Origin of the sequence: Halobacterium rubrum (assembly GCF_021729015.1) — an archaeon.
Classification (GTDB): domain Archaea; phylum Halobacteriota; class Halobacteria; order Halobacteriales; family Halobacteriaceae; genus Halobacterium; species Halobacterium rubrum.
On record NZ_JAJQQZ010000002.1, the window covers coordinates 1 to 17,638 of the forward strand.

16 protein-coding genes and 1 pseudogene are annotated in these 17,638 nt (G+C 70.4%); 14 read left to right on the forward strand and 3 right to left on the reverse strand.

Translation table 11 applies throughout. The features are described from left to right. From LT971_RS07535 to LT971_RS07545, 3 genes and pseudogenes are all read left to right on the forward strand, one after another. A pseudogene (locus LT971_RS07535) lies at positions 1-119 on the forward strand (IS6 family transposase); the annotation flags it as partial. Between the two features lie 86 nt (positions 120-205). Further along, positions 206-1,117, forward strand: a complete 912-nt coding sequence (locus tag LT971_RS07540) for an RsmB/NOP family class I SAM-dependent RNA methyltransferase (RefSeq protein ID WP_237006263.1) — start codon at positions 206-208, stop codon at positions 1,115-1,117. Then, positions 1,114-1,617, forward strand: a complete 504-nt coding sequence (locus LT971_RS07545; protein ID WP_237006264.1) for a DUF7122 family protein — start codon at positions 1,114-1,116, stop codon at positions 1,615-1,617. Before LT971_RS07540 ends, LT971_RS07545 begins: the two co-directional genes overlap by 4 nt. Here LT971_RS07545 and LT971_RS07550 read toward each other — a convergent pair. Continuing rightward, positions 1,614-3,134, reverse strand: a complete 1,521-nt coding sequence (locus tag LT971_RS07550; RefSeq protein ID WP_237006265.1) for a DUF790 family protein — start codon at positions 3,132-3,134, stop codon at positions 1,614-1,616. The two genes, LT971_RS07545 and LT971_RS07550, sit on opposite strands and share 4 nt — an antisense overlap. A gap of 71 nt (positions 3,135-3,205) precedes the next feature. Here LT971_RS07550 and LT971_RS07555 point away from each other — a divergent pair, with 71 nt between their 5' ends. Beyond that, positions 3,206-3,571, forward strand: coding sequence for a hypothetical protein (locus tag LT971_RS07555; protein ID WP_237006266.1), 366 nt, complete (start codon positions 3,206-3,208; stop codon positions 3,569-3,571). Here LT971_RS07555 and LT971_RS07560 read toward each other — a convergent pair. Then, entirely contained in the window at positions 3,568-4,962 is a 1,395-nt protein-coding gene (locus LT971_RS07560) for a DEAD/DEAH box helicase family protein (protein ID WP_237006267.1), read from the reverse strand. The genes LT971_RS07555 and LT971_RS07560 overlap by 4 nt on opposite strands. A gap of 104 nt (positions 4,963-5,066) precedes the next feature. On the opposite strand from LT971_RS07560, the gene LT971_RS07565 reads away from it, so the two are divergent. The 10 genes from LT971_RS07565 to LT971_RS07610 all read left to right on the forward strand — a co-directional run bounded on the left by LT971_RS07565 (position 5,067) and on the right by LT971_RS07610 (position 15,601). Next, entirely contained in the window at positions 5,067-5,729 is a 663-nt protein-coding gene (locus LT971_RS07565; RefSeq protein WP_237006268.1) for a nucleotide exchange factor GrpE, read from the forward strand. A 180-nt stretch (positions 5,730-5,909) separates the two neighbouring features. Further along, positions 5,910-7,826, forward strand: coding sequence for a molecular chaperone DnaK (gene dnaK, locus LT971_RS07570; RefSeq protein ID WP_237006269.1), 1,917 nt, complete (start codon positions 5,910-5,912; stop codon positions 7,824-7,826). Between the two features lie 225 nt (positions 7,827-8,051). Next, the gene (locus tag LT971_RS07575; RefSeq protein WP_237006270.1) at positions 8,052-10,454 is read left to right on the forward strand and encodes a DUF2298 domain-containing protein; all 2,403 of its coding nucleotides are present in this window, start codon (positions 8,052-8,054) and stop codon (positions 10,452-10,454) included. Positions 10,455-10,566: 112 nt separating this feature from the next. Further along, positions 10,567-11,745, forward strand: a complete 1,179-nt coding sequence (gene dnaJ / locus LT971_RS07580) for a molecular chaperone DnaJ (protein WP_237006271.1) — start codon at positions 10,567-10,569, stop codon at positions 11,743-11,745. A gap of 284 nt (positions 11,746-12,029) precedes the next feature. Next, positions 12,030-12,737, forward strand: a complete 708-nt coding sequence (locus LT971_RS07585; RefSeq protein ID WP_237006272.1) for a class I adenylate-forming enzyme family protein — start codon at positions 12,030-12,032, stop codon at positions 12,735-12,737. A 53-nt stretch (positions 12,738-12,790) separates the two neighbouring features. Continuing rightward, positions 12,791-13,393, forward strand: coding sequence for a GNAT family N-acetyltransferase (locus tag LT971_RS07590; RefSeq protein WP_237006273.1), 603 nt, complete (start codon positions 12,791-12,793; stop codon positions 13,391-13,393). Next, complete coding sequence (locus LT971_RS07595) at positions 13,393-13,980, forward strand: GNAT family N-acetyltransferase (RefSeq protein ID WP_237006274.1); 588 nt, start codon at positions 13,393-13,395, stop codon at positions 13,978-13,980. Before LT971_RS07590 ends, LT971_RS07595 begins: the two co-directional genes overlap by 1 nt. 1 nt (position 13,981) lies before the next feature. Continuing rightward, positions 13,982-14,587 carry a GNAT family N-acetyltransferase gene (locus LT971_RS07600; RefSeq protein WP_237006275.1) on the forward strand — a complete coding sequence of 202 codons (606 nt, stop codon included), beginning with the start codon at positions 13,982-13,984 and terminating at the stop codon, positions 14,585-14,587. Position 14,588: 1 nt separating this feature from the next. Beyond that, the gene (locus tag LT971_RS07605; RefSeq protein ID WP_237006276.1) at positions 14,589-15,158 is read left to right on the forward strand and encodes a GNAT family N-acetyltransferase; all 570 of its coding nucleotides are present in this window, start codon (positions 14,589-14,591) and stop codon (positions 15,156-15,158) included. Between the two features lie 62 nt (positions 15,159-15,220). After that, positions 15,221-15,601, forward strand: coding sequence for an NUDIX hydrolase (locus tag LT971_RS07610; RefSeq protein WP_237006277.1), 381 nt, complete (start codon positions 15,221-15,223; stop codon positions 15,599-15,601). Here the strand turns inward: LT971_RS07610 and LT971_RS07615 are convergent, their stop codons facing one another. Continuing rightward, positions 15,602-17,581 (reverse strand): AMP-binding protein, encoded by a 1,980-nt coding sequence (locus LT971_RS07615; RefSeq protein ID WP_237006278.1) that lies wholly within the window; start codon positions 17,579-17,581, stop codon positions 15,602-15,604. It abuts the gene before it with no gap. Positions 17,582-17,638: the final 57 nt, after the last annotated feature.

The following is a 17,638-nucleotide window of genomic DNA, read 5'->3' on the forward strand; positions in this document are numbered from 1 at the left end:
TCTTTCGAGAGATAAAACAACGAACTTCCTCGTTCTCAAACTGTTTCAGCCACGCCAAAGCAGAAACTGCCGAAGATTGGCTCAGATCGTTCAGCTTCGCATGGAATCAGCTTATCTGAACACTACCGGTGTGACGGGGAGGCAGGCGGCCGGGCCGCGAAGCGGAGCGCAAGCCACAAACCGGGCTCGGGCGTATGAGCGGGCAATGGACGCGCTGTCGCGGTACGAGCCGATTATCGAGGACTTCGAGGCGTTTCTGGCGGCCTGCGAGCGCCCGCTGCCGACGACGGTTCGCGTGAATCCGCTGGCCGTCGGCGTCGACCGCGCGGTCGAGGCGCTGGAGGCCGAGGACGTGGCGGTGGAGCGCCGGGACTGGAACGAGGGCGTACTGGAGGTCGACACGGGAAAGCCGGGCAACACGTGGCCGTACGTGCACGGGTGGCTGCACGGCCAGGAGGAGGTGTCCTGTGTGCCGCCCCGGGTGCTCGACCCCGAGCCGAGTGACGTGGTGTGGGACTCGTGTGCGGCTCCGGGCGGGAAGACGACCCAGCTCGCAGCCGAAATCGACGACGAGGGACTGGTGGTGGCCAACGACGACAACCTCGGGCGGCTGTCGGCGCTGCGCGGGAACTGCGACCGGCTGGGCGTGACGTCGGCGGCCGTGACGAACACCGACGCGCGCCGGGCGACCTTCGACGCGTTCCCCGACGTCGAGGCGTTCGACGCGGCGCTCGTGGACGCGCCCTGCACCTGCGAGGGGACGATTCGGAAGAACCCCGACGCGCTGGACGGTGCGGGGCATTCGGCGAGCCGGAACCTCGGCCGGCTGCAGGCCGACATCCTGGAGCGCGCGGTCGAACTCACCCGGAACGGGGGCGAGGTCGTCTACTCCACGTGCACGTTCGCGCCCGAGGAGAACGAAGCCGTCGTCGACGAGGTGCTGGACCGGACGGACTGCCGGCTGGTCGAGTTCGACGTGGGCCTCGACTCCTCGCCCGGACTCACGGAGTGGGACGGCGAGTCCTACGACGGCAGCCTCGACCGGACGCGCCGCTACTACCCCCACCAGAACGACACGGGCGGCTTCTTCGCCGCGAAGCTGGAGGTGACGGCATGAGGGACAACGTGAGCCGGGAGTTCGACCGGTTGCCGGCGACCGGCGACGACCGCGAGGTCGAGGGGCGGCCGAGCCGGGAAGCCGTCGTCGACTGGTGGGTCGACCGGTTCGGCGTTCCCGAAGACACCTTCGCCGAGTACACGTTCTGGGAGAAGGGCGCGGGGAAGGTGTGGGCCCTCCCGTTCGACCCCGGGACGCCCGTCCCGGTGGAAGCGCTCGGCCTGAAGATTCTGCGCACCCGCCAGGAGCACTGGAAGCCGACGACCGTCGCCGCCCAGCGCTTCGGCCGCGAGGCCACGACGAACGTGGTCGAACTGGAGCGCGAGCAGGCCGAGACGTTCCTCGCGGGCGAGGACCTCGACCTCGACTGGGACGGCGACTGGGGGTACCTGATCGCCGCCCACGAGGTCGCCGGGCGAGTCGAACCTATCGGCGTCGGGCTGTTCACGTACGGCACTCTGCAGTCGATGGTGCCGAAGGGCCGCCGCCGGGAGTTCTAGTCGCCGCGTTCGCGGAGCGTCCCGCCGCTGAGGCCGTCCCAGTCGACCCGGTAGCCGAGCCGGGAGAACACCGCGCTCGCGTCGTCGACGCCGTGGTCGGCAACGACCGCCTCGGCGTCGTCTTTCGACAGGTCCGCTTCGAGGTCGGCGTCGATTGCCTCCAGCAGTGCTGGCCGGACGAGCGTGCGACCGACGCGCTCGTGCTCGGGGAAGTCGACGGCCTCGATTGCCTGCTCGCTGACGCCGTGGCGGGCGGCGAGGTCGGCCAGCGTCACCGCGCCGTCGTCGGGGGCGAGTTCGACCGGGAGGCCGCTGGCCTGCTCGGCGACGAGGTCGGCCTCGAGGTCACGGAGCGCGTCCACGACGTCTTTCACACGGACGGAGCCGGTGTACTCGACGACCCGGTGGTCGCGGGCGGCGACCTCCTCGCCGACGCCCAGCGACTGGTCGACCGCCACGAGCAGCGTCTCCTCGGTCTCCGCGAGCTGGCCGAGCTTCTTCTCGACGTACTCGGGCGTCCAGAACCCCATGATCTCGAAGTACACTCTGGCGTCGCCGTGGACGTACTCGAAGGCGAAGTCCGGCACCATCAGGCGCTCGCCGGCCGCGAGCACGTCGGGCTCGCGGACGAGGTCCCAGTCGAGGTCGAGGCCGTCGAAGCGCTGTGCGAACTCGCGCTCGACGGCGCTGTCGAACGACACCTCGGTCACGGGGTCGGCGTCCGGCACGGCGAGGTCGTCGTCGGTGAGGACGAGCTGGCGCTGTGTCCCGCGGTCGTCGACGGTGGCTTCGACCCGCCAGTCGGCGGTCTCCGCGACGCTCCGGAGTACGCGAGCGAACCGGGTGCCGTACCGGCGGGTGTGTCGGAAGACGGCGTCCGGGCCGGTTAGCACAACCTCGCGGCCGTCGTCGGTCGGGACGACCTCGTACAGCAGCCCGAGGCGCTTGACGGCCGAGACCAGCCGCCGGGGGTCCGAGCACCGGACCCGGACCTCGGTCGCGTCGAACAGCGCCGTCTGGGCCAGCGATAGGTTGTACTGGGCGACGAGGCTGCCGGGGGTCCAGCGTTCCGGCACGTCGACGAGCACCTCCCGGGTCTCCCGGTCGGCGTACAGCGCGCTGGCGAGGTCGGCCGGCGAGACGTCGCCGGGGAATCTGGCGGCCGCCTCTGCGAGCGCCGTCTCGCGCTCGTCCTCGTGAACGACCCCGCCGGCCACGTCCTCGGCGGCGTCGAAGGCCGCCCGGCGGGCGCGTTCGGGGTCGACCGGCGCCCGCACTTCGAAGCTGGCGTCGCGCTCGACGAGGTGCGCGAATCCCCTGACGAGCTTGAAGTCGTCGGCCTCCCCCTCGAGGTCGCGGAGGGCGTCCCGGAGCGCGCCGCGTTCCTCGCCGACGTGGCCCTGAAACACGCCAAGCGCGCGGCCCGCGAGCGCCTCGTCGTCGCCGTCCCGGTCGGCGAACTGCGGGTGGTAGCCGCCGCCCGCCCGCGACACCCGGAGGAGGTCCTTCGTGAGCACGCCCGCCGGTAGGCGGGGGAGCGTGAAAAGGATGGCAGAAGATACTTGCCACGCGGCCGGAATCTCCGCGTATGAACCGGCGGACCCTCCTCGGGCGGGCGGCCGCGGCGGCTGGCGCGAGCCTCGCGCTCGCGGGCTGTCTGCGCGACGGCGAGGACGAAGACGTCCTGGAGGTCGCGGACTCGGAGTTCGGTGAGGACGACGAGGGCTACCTCCAGTACGTCGTGACCGTCTCGAACCCCAGTGACCGCGCCGCCTCCGGGACGCTGTACGTGAACAGCGAACTGGATGGGAACCCGATCACGAAGGTTCGGGAAGTGTCTCTGGACCCCCACTCGACGCAGCGCTTCGCGATCACCTACGACGTGAAGTTCGACGAGCTCTCGGGGAGTTTCAGTCCCGAGGTCGACCTGCAGGAGCACGACGACAGCGGCTAGCGCCGGCGGGCCGCGACGCGTTCCTCTGCGGTGTCCGCGCTCACGAGTTCGTACAGCAGCGCGCGGCCCCCGTCCGCTTTCGGCCGGAGGACCCGGCCGAGGCGCTGCGTAAACTCGCGTTCGCTGCCGCTGCCGGCGACGACGACGGCGACGTTCGCGTCCGGCACGTCGACGCCCTCGTCGAGGACGTTCGCCGTGACGACCCGCGAGTAGTCGCCGCGCCGGAACCGCTCGAGGATGGTGTCGCGCTCGCTGGCGGTCGTCTCGTGGGTGATGGCGGGGACGAGGAACCGCTCCGAGAGCTGGTAGACGAGGTCTGTGGAGGCCGTGAAGACGATGATGCGGTCGTCCCGGTGCGCGTCCAGAATCGACTCGAGTTCGTCGACTTTGGCGTCGCTCTCGCGGACGATGCGGCGGGCGCGCTGCTTCGCGAGCAGCGCCTCCCGCGCCCGGGGGTCGGTGCCGGAGCGCTTCACGAGCTCCTGGTAGTCGCTGCCCGACCGGAACTGGATGTTCGACTGCTGGAGGTAGTCCGTGAACGTCCCCTGGGCGGCCTCGTAGGCCTCGCGCTCCTCGTCAGTCAGCGGGACTTCGAGGCGTTTGACGTCGTAGTCGGCGAGGTGGTCGCCCGCGAGGTCGTCGACGTCGAGGTCGTAGGCCAGCGGACCGACCAGTTCCTCGATGACCTCGTGGGCGCCGTCGGGTCGCTCGAACGTCGCCGTGAGCCCGAGGCGGGCCGGCGCGGCGAGCAGCCGGGCGATGTCCCGGAACCCCTCGCCGCCGAGGTGGTGGACCTCGTCGAAGACGACCAGGCCGAAGCGGTCGCCCAGGTCCTCCGCACGCAGGTACGCCGAGTCGTAGGTCGCGACCGTCACGTCCCCGGCGACCTGCTCGCCGCCGCCGAGCTGCCCGATTTCGCAGTCGTCGAACTCGGCGGCGAGTTCGCGGCGCCACTGCGTCAGGAGGTCGATGGTCGGCACGACGACGAGCGCCGACTCGCCGACCGCCTCGATGGCCTTCAGGCCGATGACCGTCTTCCCAGAGCCGGTCGGCAGTTCGAGCACTCCCCGGCGGTCGTTCGCGCTCCAGGCGTCGAGCGCGTCCTGCTGGTAGCCCCGGAGCTCGTAGTCCGACGCCACGCTGAGGCGGTCGACGTGCAGGGCGTCGTCGTCGTCGTAGCTGAGGCCCGCTGCGTCCAGTGCCGCGACCACCTCGGCGTACCGCATCGCCGGCGCCCGCCCCGTATCCGTGCGCTCGTCGTACTCGACGCCCGGCAGCCGGGTCACGTCGTAGTCGTCGCCACGTTCGCCGGCGTGGTCGTCGTCCCCGTCGCTGTCGCTGGCTTCGACGCGCAGCGTCCCGTCCACGAACGACAGTTCGACCGTCGACACACGAGGTGGTAGGCGGCGGCGCGCACTTAGTCGTCGCCCTCGCAGCCGGGCAGTTCTCGGGTCGTCCCGAAATCCGTAAACGGACGCGGCCCCCTCTCCCGGACATGAGCGAAGACGCCGAGCACGCCGCCGAGGCGGCGGAGACGGACGCCACGGTCGGTGCGGCTGGAGACGACGACCACGACGGGGAGGACGAGCAGGGGGCCGCAACCGGGGGGTCGCTCGCGGAGCGCGTGCGAGCCGAGGCCGGTGACGACGAGCTCGCCGCGGAGGTCGCAGCGCTGGAGGACCACGCAGCGGAGCTGGAAGCCGACCTCGCGGACGCCGAAGCGGAGGTCGCGGACCTGACCGAGCGCCTGCAGACCAAGCAGGCGGACTTCAAGAACTACAAGGAGCGCGCGAAGCGCAAGCAGGACGAGATCCGGGAGCGCGCCACGGAGGACCTCGTGGAGCGGCTGCTGGACGTCCGGGACAACCTCGACCGGGCGCTGGAGCAGGACGACGCGGACGGCGACGAAGAGGGCATCCGTGAGGGCGTCGAGCTCACCCGGAAGGAGTTCGACCGCGTGCTGGAGAGCGAGGACGTCACCGAGATCCGACCCGAGGCCGGCGACGAGGTCGACGCGACCCGGCACGAAGTGATGATGCGCGTGGACAGCGACCAGCCGGCAGGCACCGTCGAGGACGTCTACCGGCCCGGCTACGAGATGGCGGGGAAGGTGCTGCGCACCGCCCAGGTGACCGTCAGCGACGGCAGCGAGGAGTAGCTGGTCGCCGCGCCGACGACTGCCGGAGTACGCGCCGGTCGTCTGCCGGTTCGACATAAATTCCTCGGCCCGCCAGCGCCCCGTTTCGGAGAACCGCAGGACGGCGACGGGTCGCCGTTTCGTGGTAGTCGGTCTCACTAGCAAGGCTTAAACGGAAAACGCCGCTTACAATCGGGTAACATGGCGAGCGAGAAGATTCTGGGAATCGACCTCGGCACCACGAACAGTGCGTTCGCGGTGATGGAGGGCGGCGACCCCGAAATCATCACGAACGAAGAAGGCGACCGCACGACGCCGTCCGTCGTCGCGTACGACGACGGCGAACTGCTGGTCGGGAAACCCGCGAAGAACCAGGCGGTGCAGAACCCCGAGCAGACCGTCGCGTCCATCAAGCGCCACATGGGCGAGGAGGACTACACGGTCGAGCTCGGCGACGACGAGTACACGCCCGAGGAGATCTCGGCGCGCATCCTCCAGAAGATCAAGCGCGACGCCGAAGAGTATCTGGGCCACGACCTCGAGAAGGCCGTCATCACGGTCCCGGCGTACTTCAACGACCGCCAGCGGCAGGCGACCAAGGACGCTGGCGAGATCGCGGGCTTCGAGGTCGAGCGCATCGTGAACGAGCCGACCGCCGCGTCGATGGCGTACGGCCTCGACGAGGACCAGGACCAGACCGTCCTCGTCTACGACCTCGGCGGCGGGACGTTCGACGTCTCCATCCTCGACCTCGGCGGCGGCGTCTACGAGGTCGTCGCGACGAACGGGGACAACGACCTCGGTGGCGACGACTGGGACCACGCCATCATCGACCACCTCGCCGACACCTTCGAGGACGAGCACGGCATCGACCTGCGCGACGACCGCCAGGCGCTCCAGCGGCTCACGGAGGCCGCCGAGGAGGCCAAGATCGAGCTGTCCAGCCGGAAGGAGACGACGGTCAACCTCCCGTTCGTCACGGCGACGGACTCCGGCCCGGTCCACCTCGAGCAGGACATCACCCGGGCGACGTTCGAGAGCATCACCGAGGACCTCATCGAGCGCACCGTCGGTCCGACGGAGCAGGCCCTCGAAGACGCCGGCCTCTCGAAGAACGACATCGACGAAGTGATTCTGGTCGGTGGCTCCACGCGGATGCCCCAGGTCCAGGAGAAAGTCGAGGAGCTCGTCGGCCAGGAGCCCAAGAAGAACGTCAACCCCGACGAGGTCGTCGCACTCGGCGCGGCGGTCCAGGGCGGCGTGCTCAGCGGCGAGGTCGACGACATCGTGCTCGTGGACGTGACGCCGCTGAGCCTCGGTATCGAGGTGAAGGGTGGCCTCTTCGAGCGGCTCATCGAGAAGAACACCGCGATTCCGACGACGGCGTCGAAGGTGTTCACGACGGCCGCCGACAACCAGACGAGCGTCCAGATTCGCGTCTTCCAGGGCGAGCGCGAGATCGCGAACGAGAACGAGCTACTGGGTGACTTCCACCTCACCGGCATCCCGCCCGCGCCCGCCGGCACGCCGCAGATCGAGGTGACGTTCGAGATCGACGCCGACGGCATCGTGAACGTCGAAGCCGAAGACCAGGGGTCGGGCAACGCCGAGTCCATCACCATCGAGGGTGGCGCCGGCCTCAGCGACGACCAGATCGAGGAGATGCAGGAGGAGGCCGAGGAGCACGCCGAGGAGGACGAGGAGCGCCGCCGTCGCATCGAGGCCCGCAACGAGGCCGAGACGGCGATCCAGCGCGCCGAGAACCTCCTCGACGAGAACGAGGAGCTCGTCGACGACGAGCTCGAGGCTGAGGTGAACGACGCCGTCGAGGACGTGCAGTCGGTCCTCGACGAGGACGAACCCGAAGCCGACGACCTGGAGGAGGTCACCGAGGAGCTCAGCGAGACGCTCCAGGAGATCGGCAAGCAGGCCTACCAGCAGCAACAGGAGGCCCAGGCCGGCGCGGCCGGCGGTGCCGGTGCCGGCGGCATGGGTGGCATGGGCGGCGCTGCCGGCGGTCCCGGCGGCGCAGCCGGTGGTGCCGACGCTGGCGGCGACGACGAGGAGTACGTCGACGCCGACTTCGAAGACGTCGACGACAGCGACGACGACGAGTAACGCGAGTCGAGTCGCTGTCGTCGGCTCGAGGGAGCGGAGCTCCCTCGGTGTCTCGAAACCCGAGCGCGGCGAGGGTTTCGAAGTTGACGACGACGAGTAACGCGAGTTGGGTTGCTCCGCGGAGCGCAGACATCCCCGTCCCGTCCGTCGAGTGACGGGCCGCGGCCGCAGTGACGGACGGCCGAGGACAGAAAACTTTTCCCCGAGAAGGTTGCCCTTCCGGGCATGTCGGAAGTCGCCCTCGTCGCTCGCTGGCTCCTCTTCTACGCGGGGCTGACGCTGGCCGGGCTGCCGGTCGCGCGGCTGCTGTTCCCGTCGGCGCCCGACGACGGCGCGGGGTTCGCGCTGCCCGTCGCGACCGGCGTCGTCACGATGGTCGCGTTCTACGTCGGACAGGTCTCGTTCGGCCCGTGGACGGCCCTCGTGAGCGTCGTCGCGCTCGTCGGTCTCGGCGGGCTCGCCCACGTCGCCGGCGAACGTCGCGGCCTCGACGGCTACGCGTGGCGCCGGGCAGCCGGCGCGTTCGGCGTGTTCGTCGCGGGGTTCCTGTTCGTACTGTCGTTCCGCGCGATGAACCCGGTGATGAGCGGCTGGGGCGGGGAGAAGTTCCTCCACACCGGCCTCCTGAACGCCATGCTGCGCGCCGAAGCGCTCCCGCCGGAGGACATGTGGTACGCCGGCGAGCCGGTGCGGTACTACTACGGGCTGCCGACGTTCAACGCCGTCGCCGCCCTGCTGACGGACACCTCCGTCGAGTACGTCCACAACCTCACCGTCGCCGGCTACTTCGGGACGCTCGTCGTCGCGGCGTACTCCCTGACCGGCTGGCTCACGCACGACCGCGGCTACTCGCGGCGTCTCGGCGGCGCGCTCGGCGTGTTCTTCGTCGCGCTCGCCGGCAACACCGTCACCGTCGTGCGGTTCGCGCTGAACCAGTTGCCCCGTGACCTCGCCGTCGAGTACGGCCGTGCCGCGTTCAACGTCAACCGGGCGGACTACCCGCAGGTGCTGTTCGAGCAGGGCCAGCCCGCGTCGTGGGGCTGGTGGGACACCCGGTACGTCGTCGAGGGCACGCTCCAGGAGTTCCCGCTGTACTCGTTCGTGAAAGCCGACATGCACGGCCACACCGTCACGACCGGGTTCCTCGTGCTGTCGGCGGCGCTGGCGTACGCCTACGTGCAGACGCCAGCGCGCAGGCGAGGGCGGCGCCTCGGCCTGCTGTTCGGCGGGCTCGGTGCCGTCGCGGGCTACTTCGGCGTGACGAACACGTGGTCGATGCCCAGCGCCGTCGGGATGGCGTGGCTGGCCTGCGTCTACGCCGACCCGCACCCCGCGACGCTTCTGCCCGGGCGTCTCGGGACGCGGCTCCGCGACCTCGGGCCCGAGCCCGACGGGTCGGTCGTCACCCGGGTCGTCGCCGAGGCGTGGCGGACCGTCCTCGCGGCCGTCGTCGCCGTCGGTGTCGGCGTCACGGGGTACGCGCTGGCGTCGCCGTTCCTGCTGGCGAGCGTGCCACCGAACGATGGCGTCGGGCTGTTCCCCCCGCGAACGACGGCGGTCGGCGTACTCCTGTTGTACGGCGCGCTGCTCGCGCTGTTCGTCACCTACCTCGTCACCCGGTACGCCGCCATCGAGGACGCCAGCCCGCGCGGCGTGGCGCTGGCCGTCGTCGGCCTCGGTGGTGCTGTCGCGGTCGCCTCACAGCTCGGCGACCTCGGCGGTATCGCCGTGCTCCTCCCGGTCGTCGCGGCCGCCTGGATAGCGATGCGCACCCGGGCATCGACCGGCTTCGAGACGACACTCGTCGTCGCCGGCGTCGGGCTCCTGCTGTCGATGGAGCTCGTCCACGCCAAGGTCCACCCCTTCGAGCTGGCTCGCTGGAACACCACGCTGAAAGTCGCCATCCAGGGGTGGGTGTTCGCCGGGCTCGCCGCCGGCCCAATCGCCGCCGTGCTGCTGCGCGACGTCTACGACGCCGCCACCGGGCTCTCGCTCGACGCCGCCGGTGCGTCGGCCGGCACCGTGCTCTCGGTCGGCGCCGTCTCGGTCGTGCTGGCGTTCGTGCTCGTCGCGTCGTCGCTGTTCGCGCCGCTGGTCGTCGCCACCGACGTCGTCGAACCCCACGACGCCGGCGTCGAGCCGACCCTCGACGGCTACGCGGAGCACCGCGCGGACCACCCCCAGCAGGTCGCCGCAATGGCGTGGTTCGAGGACGAAGTGGGGGAGACGCAGTCCGTCCTCTGGATGGAGCGAGAGACCGGCCACCCGACGTTCGTCGAGAAACCCGGGCTGAGCAGGGGCTGGCAGAACCCCGTCGCCACGCTCACCGGGCTGCCGACCGTCGCCGGCTGGTTCCACGAGACCGGCTACCGGGGCGACGAGCCCTACGAGCAGCGCGTCAGCGACGTCGCCGTCCTCTACGAGACGACCGACGACCGCTCCCGGGCGATACAGCTCCAGAAGTACGACGTCGAGTACGTCTGGGTCGGTCCGCTCGAACGCGAGCGCTACGACGTCGCAGACGTGGGCGCCGACCCCGGCATCGAGGCGGTCTACGAGAACGACGCCGTCACCATCTACCGCGTGACAGGCGACGACCTCGCCGGCGCCACCGGCGACGCCTCGTAGCCGGTGCCGAACCGGGAACGCCCCCGTCCAGTCCCCCAGTTCGACGGCTCGAACGCGTAGCTCCCCCAAGCGGTCGTTTCAAGTGTCTCAACGGGATACGTATCGGCAACGAATGAGTGAGGACTTCTACGACGTGCTCGGCGTGAGTCGGGACGCCACCGAGGACGAGATCATGGAGGCGTACCGCGAGAAGGTCTCCGAGTACCACCCCGACGTCAGCGACGAGCCCGACGCCGAGGAGACGTTCAAGAAGATACAGAAGGCCAAAGACGTCCTCACCGACGAGCAGCAGCGCCAGCAGTACGACCAGCTCGGTCACGACCGCTTCCAGGAGGCCGAGAAGCGTGGCGCCACCGGCGAGTCCGGCGGCATGGGCGGCATGGGCGGCGGCGCTGGCGGGCCGTTCGGCGGCGGCGGCGGCGGCGCCGGCGCGGGCGGCGGCATGGGCGACATCTTCGACCAGTTCTTCGGCGGCGGCGGCCGCGGCGGCGGCGGCGGACAGTCCCGGCCCCAGCAGGGCCGCGACCTCCGCACCGACCTCTCGGTCACGCTCGAAGAGGCCTACGAGGGCGTCTCCAAGCAGGTGACCGTCCGGCGGCCCGAGCGCTGCACCGACTGCAACGGCAAGGGCTACCCCGAGGACGCGAACGTCCGCACGTGCCCGCAGTGCGACGGCCAGGGCGTCGTCACGCAGGTCCGACAGACCCCGCTGGGCCGCGTCCAGCAACGTCAGGAGTGCTCGCGCTGTGGCGGCGACGGCGAACTCCACTCCGAGACGTGTTCGACGTGCGGCGGCCAGGGCCAGACCCGCGAGCGCGCAACCCTCACCGTCGACGTCCCCGAGGGCATCCGCTCCGGCCAGACGCTGCGCATGGACGGTGAGGGCGCCCCCGGCGACCGCGGCGCGCCGAACGGCGACCTCCTCGTCGACGTCACGGTCGAAGACCACCCGGACTTCGAGCGCGAGGGCGACGACCTCCACCACCGCCACGCCGTCTCCTTCCCGCAGGCCGTCTTCGGCGCCGAAATCGAAGTTCCGACGCTCGACGGCGCCGCCTCCTTCGACCTCGACGCCGGCACCCAGAGCGGCGAGACCTTCCGCCTCAAGGGGAAGGGCATGCCCCGACTGCGGCGCCGCGGCCACGGCGACCTCTACGTCACCGTCCAGGTCGTCACCCCCGAATCCCTCAACGACGAACAGCGCGAAGCCCTCGAACAGTTCGCGGAAGCCGGCGGCGAGGAGATCGACGTCGACCAGGGCTTCTTCGAGAAACTCAAGAACTCCTTCTAGACGTACCGTTTGTACCTTTTGCTGGGGTCGCTCGCTTCGCTCGCTCCCTGGCAAAAGCTACGCTAAAAGCACTCCTCGCTCCCTCCGGTCGCTCGTCGGCCTGCACTCGCTTCGTCGCCGGCCTACGGCCGGCTTCAAGCGGGACCTTCGGTCCCGCCCTGCTCGCGCAGTGAACCGCGTCGCTCGGGTTCTCCGAACCGCTCGCTCGCGGATGCTCGGTGTCGGTTTCTCAGTCGGGGCTGTGACGCGTCAGTTGTAAGCCGGCGGCGGCCCCAGCTTCGGGCATGGAGACAGTCGCCGACGTCGTCGCGGCACTGGACGACCCGGAGCGGCGGGCGGTCCGACACAAGCGGCCGGTGGACGCGCGGACGACCCGGGACCGGGTGTACAAGGCGGGGAACGCGCTCCGGCACCGGGGCGTCCGGCTGGACGCCGGCGTGGCGATTCTGGACGCGCCGACGCCGCAGGCGCTCCAGACGTTCCTCGGGGCGTCGCTGCTCGGAGCGACCGTGGAGTTCGGCCCGGACCCCGTCGTGGACGCTCGCGTGCTCGCGGGACCGACGGCCGAGCTCGGCGGCTACGACCTGCCGGCGGGCAGCCAGCGCGTCGCCTGGGGCGACCCGCCGGCGGACCCGTCGTGGATGTACTTCGAGCGCGACGTCTGGAGCGAGAACCCGGCGTTCCCCGAGCCCGAAATCGACGCGGACACGGCGCTGCTTCGGGCCGACGGCGCGACCCACGGCGAGGTCGTGGCAGCGGCCGAGCGCGTCGCCGACGAGCACTACGGCGAGAACGACGAGGTGGCGGTCCGGGCGCCGCTGGCAGACCCCGGCACCGTCGTCGCGGGCGTCGTCGCCCCACTGATTGCGGGGGCGACCATCGTGTTGCCGCCAGCGGGCGGCGAGGGGACAGTCGCCGTCGCCGCCCGCGAGGCGAGCGACGACGCCCCCGAATCCCGTGTGGTGTCGCCGGCCGACGCGACCCCCACGTGAGTGGGTCGCAGAGTCTCGGAACCACTATACGGGGAGACGTTGACCAACGAGTCATGCCAGGTGCAGTGTTCCGGCGCGGCGACCGTGTCACCCTCCGCACGGTCGAGCGAGCAGACGCCGAGTTCGTCCAGCGGGGCCACAACCACCCCGCGGTCGGCGTCTCGCTCGGGCTCGACCGACCGGAGAACGAGTCGTCTGCTGCGGACCGCATCGACAGCGTCGAGGACGACCCGAACGTCGCGACGTTCGTCGTCTGCCTCGAAGACGGCACTGGCGGGGACGGCGACAGCGAGAGCGGCCCGACGCCCATCGGCAAAGTCACCGTCAAGAACCTCCACCACACGCGGCCCGAGCTCTCCTACTGGATTCACCCCGAGTACCAGGGCGAGGGCTACGGCACCGAGGCCACCGAGGTCGCCGTCGACTACGTCTTCTCGGCCCACGAGGTGCGGGGCCTGCAGGCGCAGGCGTTCGCGCCGAACGACGGCTCGGTTGGCGTGCTGGAGAACCTCGGGTTCACGCACGAGGGGACGCTGCGGGACGCCCGGTTCAGGGACGGCGAGTACGTCGACGTCGTCTGGTACGGGCTGCTCCGCGAGGAGTGGGAGGACGACGGCGACGACGGCGAGGCCGACGGTACGGGAGGTGGCCGGTGATGCCCGGGCCGATTCTCGAGGTCGGTGACGAGGCCGACGACCTCGTGTTGCGGACGGTCGAGCGCGAGGACGCGGCGTTCCTCCAGCGGCTGTTCGCGGACCCCTACGGGCGGCAGGCGCTCCACGAGACCAGCCACAAGAGCGAGGCCGAGGTCGAGGAGTTCGTGGAGGAGCAGGTCGAAGACGACAGCAACGCGGCGTACTTCGCGTGCGTCGACGACGAGGACGCGCCGTTCGACCACCCCGACGAGGACGAGACCGAGGTGGTCGCGTTCGTGTACGCCAGCCACGTCGACCGCGACCGGCCGCGGCTCCTGCTGTGGGTGCCCGAGGAACACCGGGGTGACGGCCACGCCGTCCCCGCACTCGAACTCACCCTTCGAGGGCTGTTCCGGACGTACGACGCCCACACCGTCGGCGCCGAAGTCCTCGAGGGCGAGAGCTATGTGCGGAAGGCCTTCGAGGCCGCCGGCTTCACCGACGAGGGCCGCGGCCGCGAGGTCCGGTTCGCGGACGGCGGGTACCAGGACGCCGTCCAGTACGGCCTGCTGCGCGAGGAGTGGGACGAGCGAACGGGGGGTCTCTGAGATGCCGGGCCCGGTCGTGACCGAGGGCGAGACCGTGGTGTTCCGCACCATCGAGCGCGACGAGGGGGACGCCGCGTTCCTCCAGCGGTCCTGCACGGACCCCCGCATCCGGTACTCGCTGGGGTCGATCCACCACCGGTCGCGCGGCGAGCAGGAGGAGGGCATCGAGCACTGGGCGGAGCGCGACGAGAACGCCACGTTCCTCGTCTGCGTCGACGACGACGACGCGCCCCGCGGCCACCCCGACGAGGACGAGACGACGGTCGTCGGCAGCTTCAACGCCCGCCACGTCGACGGCGACCGGGCGTGGCTGTCGTACTGGCTGGTCCCGGAGCACCAGAGCGAGGGGTACGGCCGGGAGATGGCGGAGGTCGGCATCGACTACGTGTTCGAGCAGTACGGCGTCCACGGCGTGAGCGCGGGCGCCTACGAGTTCAACGACGCGTCCCGCGGCCTGCTGGAGGCGATGGGGTTCACGCAGGTGGCGCGCCGCCGCGAAGCCCGGTACATCGACGGCGACTACTACGACGAAGTGCAGTACGACGTGCTCCGTCGCGAGTGGATGGGCGACGGCGACGACGACGGAGACGCCGGTAGCGAGCGCTGAGATGCCGGGTCCAGTCGTCACTCGGGGCGAGCGCGTCACGTTCCGCACGGTCGAGCGCGAGGACGCGACGTTCCGCCAGCGGGCGGCAGCCGACCCCCGGGTTCGGCACCCGCTGGGGGTCGCCCAGCACCGCAACGAGCGCGAGGCCGAGGGGCTCGTGGAGGCGATGGACGAGGGCAGCGACCGGCTCGCGTTCGTCGTCTGCCTCGACGACGCGGACGCCCCCCGCGGCAACCCCGGCGAAGACGACACCACGCCCATCGGGCTGGTGCACGCGTACGACGTCGACGGCGAGCGAGCGCACCTCGCGTACTGGCTGACGCCCGAGCACCACGGGGAGGGCTACGGCCGGGAGGCCGCCGAACTGCTCGTCGACCGGACGTTCCGCGTGACGTCGGTCCACGGCGTCGGCGCCGGGGCGTTCGCGTTCAACGAGGCGTCCCGGCGCATCCTCGAGTCGCTGGGGTTCACCGAGGAGTACCGCCACCGGGAGGCCGAGTACGTGAACGGCGCCTACCGGGACTTCGTGCAGTACGGCCTGCTGCGTCGAGAGTGGGCGGCGGACCCGTAGCGCCGTCGGCGCCGGCAGCCCGAACAGTAATGTTTTTTTGCACGGATTCGGTCGTGCCGGCAGTGACTGACACGCGCGCTGCCTGCCTCGTTCGCCGCGACGGAGAGTTCCTGGTGGTGGAGACGATTTCCCCGTCGGGCGGCCGTTCCTACCGGCCGCCGGGCCGCGACGTTGCCCCCGACGAGGACCCCGAGGACGCCGTCCGGACGACGTTCGAAGACGTGCTCGGCGTCGAACTGGAGTGGCTCGCGCCGATCGGGACGTTCGAGGACACCGTCGTCTTCGAGGCCGACCTCGGGACCGCGTGGCCCTACACGGAGGAGGGGTTCACGGTGTACGACCCCGAGGACGGCGAGACGACGCGGCTGGCGTGGCTCCACCGCGACGACTTCGAGAAGTACGGCGAGACCCTCGAACCCGAGGGGCTGCTGGACGAACTCTGACTAGCTGGCGTCCCGAAGCGCCTCGAGCGCGTCCGGGTTCTCGATGCTGGACATGTCACCGACGTCCTCGCCGGTGTATGCGCCCTCGATGGCGCGCCGGATGATCTTCCCCGACTGGGTCTTCGGGAACTCGTCGACGAACAGCACCTCGCGCGGCCGGAACGGCTTGCCGTGCTCGTCGCCGACGTGCTCGCGCAGGGCCTCCCGGAGCTCGTCGTTCGGCGGGAACGCCTCGTCGAGAATCACGTACGCGACGACGGCCTCCCCGGTGGTGTCGTCGGGGACGCCGACGGCCGCCGCCTGATTGACGGCGTCGTGGTCGATGAGCGCGCCCTCGACCTCGGCGGGGCCGACCTTCCGGCCCGCGACGTTGATGGCGTCGTCCGCGCGGCCGTGCAGGAACCAGAAGCCGTCCTCGTCCATCTGCGCCCAGTCGCCGTGGTTCCAGACGTCCTCGAAGCGCGACCAGTACTCGTCGAGGTAGCGGTCGTCGCCGCCCCAGAGGCTCTTCGTCATCGCCGGGTTCGAGGAGCGCGCGACGAGGTAGCCGCGCTCGTGGTCGTCCCGGATGGAGCGGCCGTCCTCGTCCACGATGTCGATGTCCATCCCGAGGCCGGGGCCGCCGAGCGTGCACGGCTTCAGCGACTCCGTCGGCATCGGCATCAGGAAGCAGCCGAACACCTCGGTACCGCCCGAGATGTTCACGATGGGCGTGTCGCCGCCGCCGACATGTTCGTAGAACCACTGCCAGGACTCGGGGTCCCAGGGTTCGCCCGTGGACCCGAGGACGCGCAGCGACGACAGGTCGTGGGCGTCGACGTGCTCGTCGCCGTACTTGCGGAGCGCGCGGATGGCGGTCGGGGAGATGCCGAACTGGGTGACGCCGTGTTCCTCGATGAGGTCCCAGAAGCGGTCGGGCTCGGGGTGGTCGGGCGCCCCCTCGTACATGACGATTGTGCCGGCGAACGCGTGGTTCCCGATGAGCGTCCACGGCCCCATCATCCAGCCGATGTCGCTCACCCAGAAGAACCGGTCGCCGGGTTTCTGGTCGAAGCCGAAGTGAATCTCCTTGGCGGGCTGGACGAGCGCGCCGGCGTGCGTGTGGACGATGCCCTTCGGCTTCCCCGTCGTCCCCGACGAGTACAGCAGCATGCAGGGGTCGCTGGCGTCCATCGAGCGCGTCTCGAAGGTCGCGGGCTGCTCGCCGACCGCCTCGTCCCACCACTCGTCGCGGCGCGTCCACGTCAGCGTCTCGTCGGCGCTGTCGGCGATACCGAGTCGCTCGTAGACGACGGTGTGTTCGACGTGGCCGGCCTGCTCGATGGCGTCGTCGAGGGTGTCCTTGAGCGTGACGCGGTCGCCCCGTCGCAGGAAGCCGTCGCCCGTGAACACCACCGAGCACTCCGAGTCCTCGATGCGGGTGGCGGTGGCCTCGACGCCGAACCCGGAGAAGATGGGGACGGCGACTGCGCCGACCTTGAAGATGCCGTAGAGGATGCTCTGGACCTCCGGCACCATCGGCATGTAGAGCCCGACCGTGTCGCCCTTCCCGATGCCGCGCTCGTCCAGCGCGTTCGCGACCCGGTTGGCCTGCCGGTGGAGGTCGTGGTAGGTCTGCTGGCGGACCTCGCCGTCCTCGCCCTCCCAGATGCAGGCGACGTGGTTCCGGCTGCCGTTCCCGGCCGCAGCGTGCCGGTCGACGGTGTTGTGCGCGACGTTCAGCTCGGCGCCCGGGTACCAGTCGGTGAACTGGGGGCCGTCGGTCCTTTCGCGGACGGCGTCGTAGTCCTCGAAGAACTCCAGCCCGAGGTAGTCCGGGAGTTCGCCCCAGAACCAGTCGAGGTCCGCGGTGCTGCGCTCGCGGAGTTCGTCGACGCTGTCGACGCCGTACGCCTCCATGAACTGGGCGACGTTCGTCGACTCGACGAACTCCCGGGTCGGCTCGTGGACGACTTCGTCCACCTCGTCGAGGGAATCCATACGTGGCAACTCTTGCCTTCGGTGCAAAGTAGTTTCGCAGTCCCCGGGTCGCGGTTC

What these genes read in the sequence shown, in the direction of transcription:
- LT971_RS07540 (WP_237006263.1), top strand. Translation starts at nt 206, where the DNA reads ATGGACGCGCTGTCGCGGTACGAGCCGATTATCGAGGACTTCGAGGCG.
- LT971_RS07545 (WP_237006264.1), top strand. Translation starts at nt 1,114, where the DNA reads ATGAGGGACAACGTGAGCCGGGAGTTCGACCGGTTGCCGGCGACCGGC.
- LT971_RS07555 (WP_237006266.1), top strand. Translation starts at nt 3,206, where the DNA reads ATGAACCGGCGGACCCTCCTCGGGCGGGCGGCCGCGGCGGCTGGCGCG.
- LT971_RS07565 (WP_237006268.1), top strand. Translation starts at nt 5,067, where the DNA reads ATGAGCGAAGACGCCGAGCACGCCGCCGAGGCGGCGGAGACGGACGCC.
- dnaK (WP_237006269.1), top strand. Translation starts at nt 5,910, where the DNA reads ATGGCGAGCGAGAAGATTCTGGGAATCGACCTCGGCACCACGAACAGT.
- LT971_RS07575 (WP_237006270.1), top strand. Translation starts at nt 8,052, where the DNA reads ATGTCGGAAGTCGCCCTCGTCGCTCGCTGGCTCCTCTTCTACGCGGGG.
- dnaJ (WP_237006271.1), top strand. Translation starts at nt 10,567, where the DNA reads ATGAGTGAGGACTTCTACGACGTGCTCGGCGTGAGTCGGGACGCCACC.
- LT971_RS07585 (WP_237006272.1), top strand. Translation starts at nt 12,030, where the DNA reads ATGGAGACAGTCGCCGACGTCGTCGCGGCACTGGACGACCCGGAGCGG.
- LT971_RS07590 (WP_237006273.1), top strand. Translation starts at nt 12,791, where the DNA reads ATGCCAGGTGCAGTGTTCCGGCGCGGCGACCGTGTCACCCTCCGCACG.
- LT971_RS07595 (WP_237006274.1), top strand. Translation starts at nt 13,393, where the DNA reads ATGCCCGGGCCGATTCTCGAGGTCGGTGACGAGGCCGACGACCTCGTG.
- LT971_RS07600 (WP_237006275.1), top strand. Translation starts at nt 13,982, where the DNA reads ATGCCGGGCCCGGTCGTGACCGAGGGCGAGACCGTGGTGTTCCGCACC.
- LT971_RS07605 (WP_237006276.1), top strand. Translation starts at nt 14,589, where the DNA reads ATGCCGGGTCCAGTCGTCACTCGGGGCGAGCGCGTCACGTTCCGCACG.
- LT971_RS07615 (WP_237006278.1), bottom strand. Translation starts at nt 17,581, where the DNA reads ATGGATTCCCTCGACGAGGTGGACGAAGTCGTCCACGAGCCGACCCGG.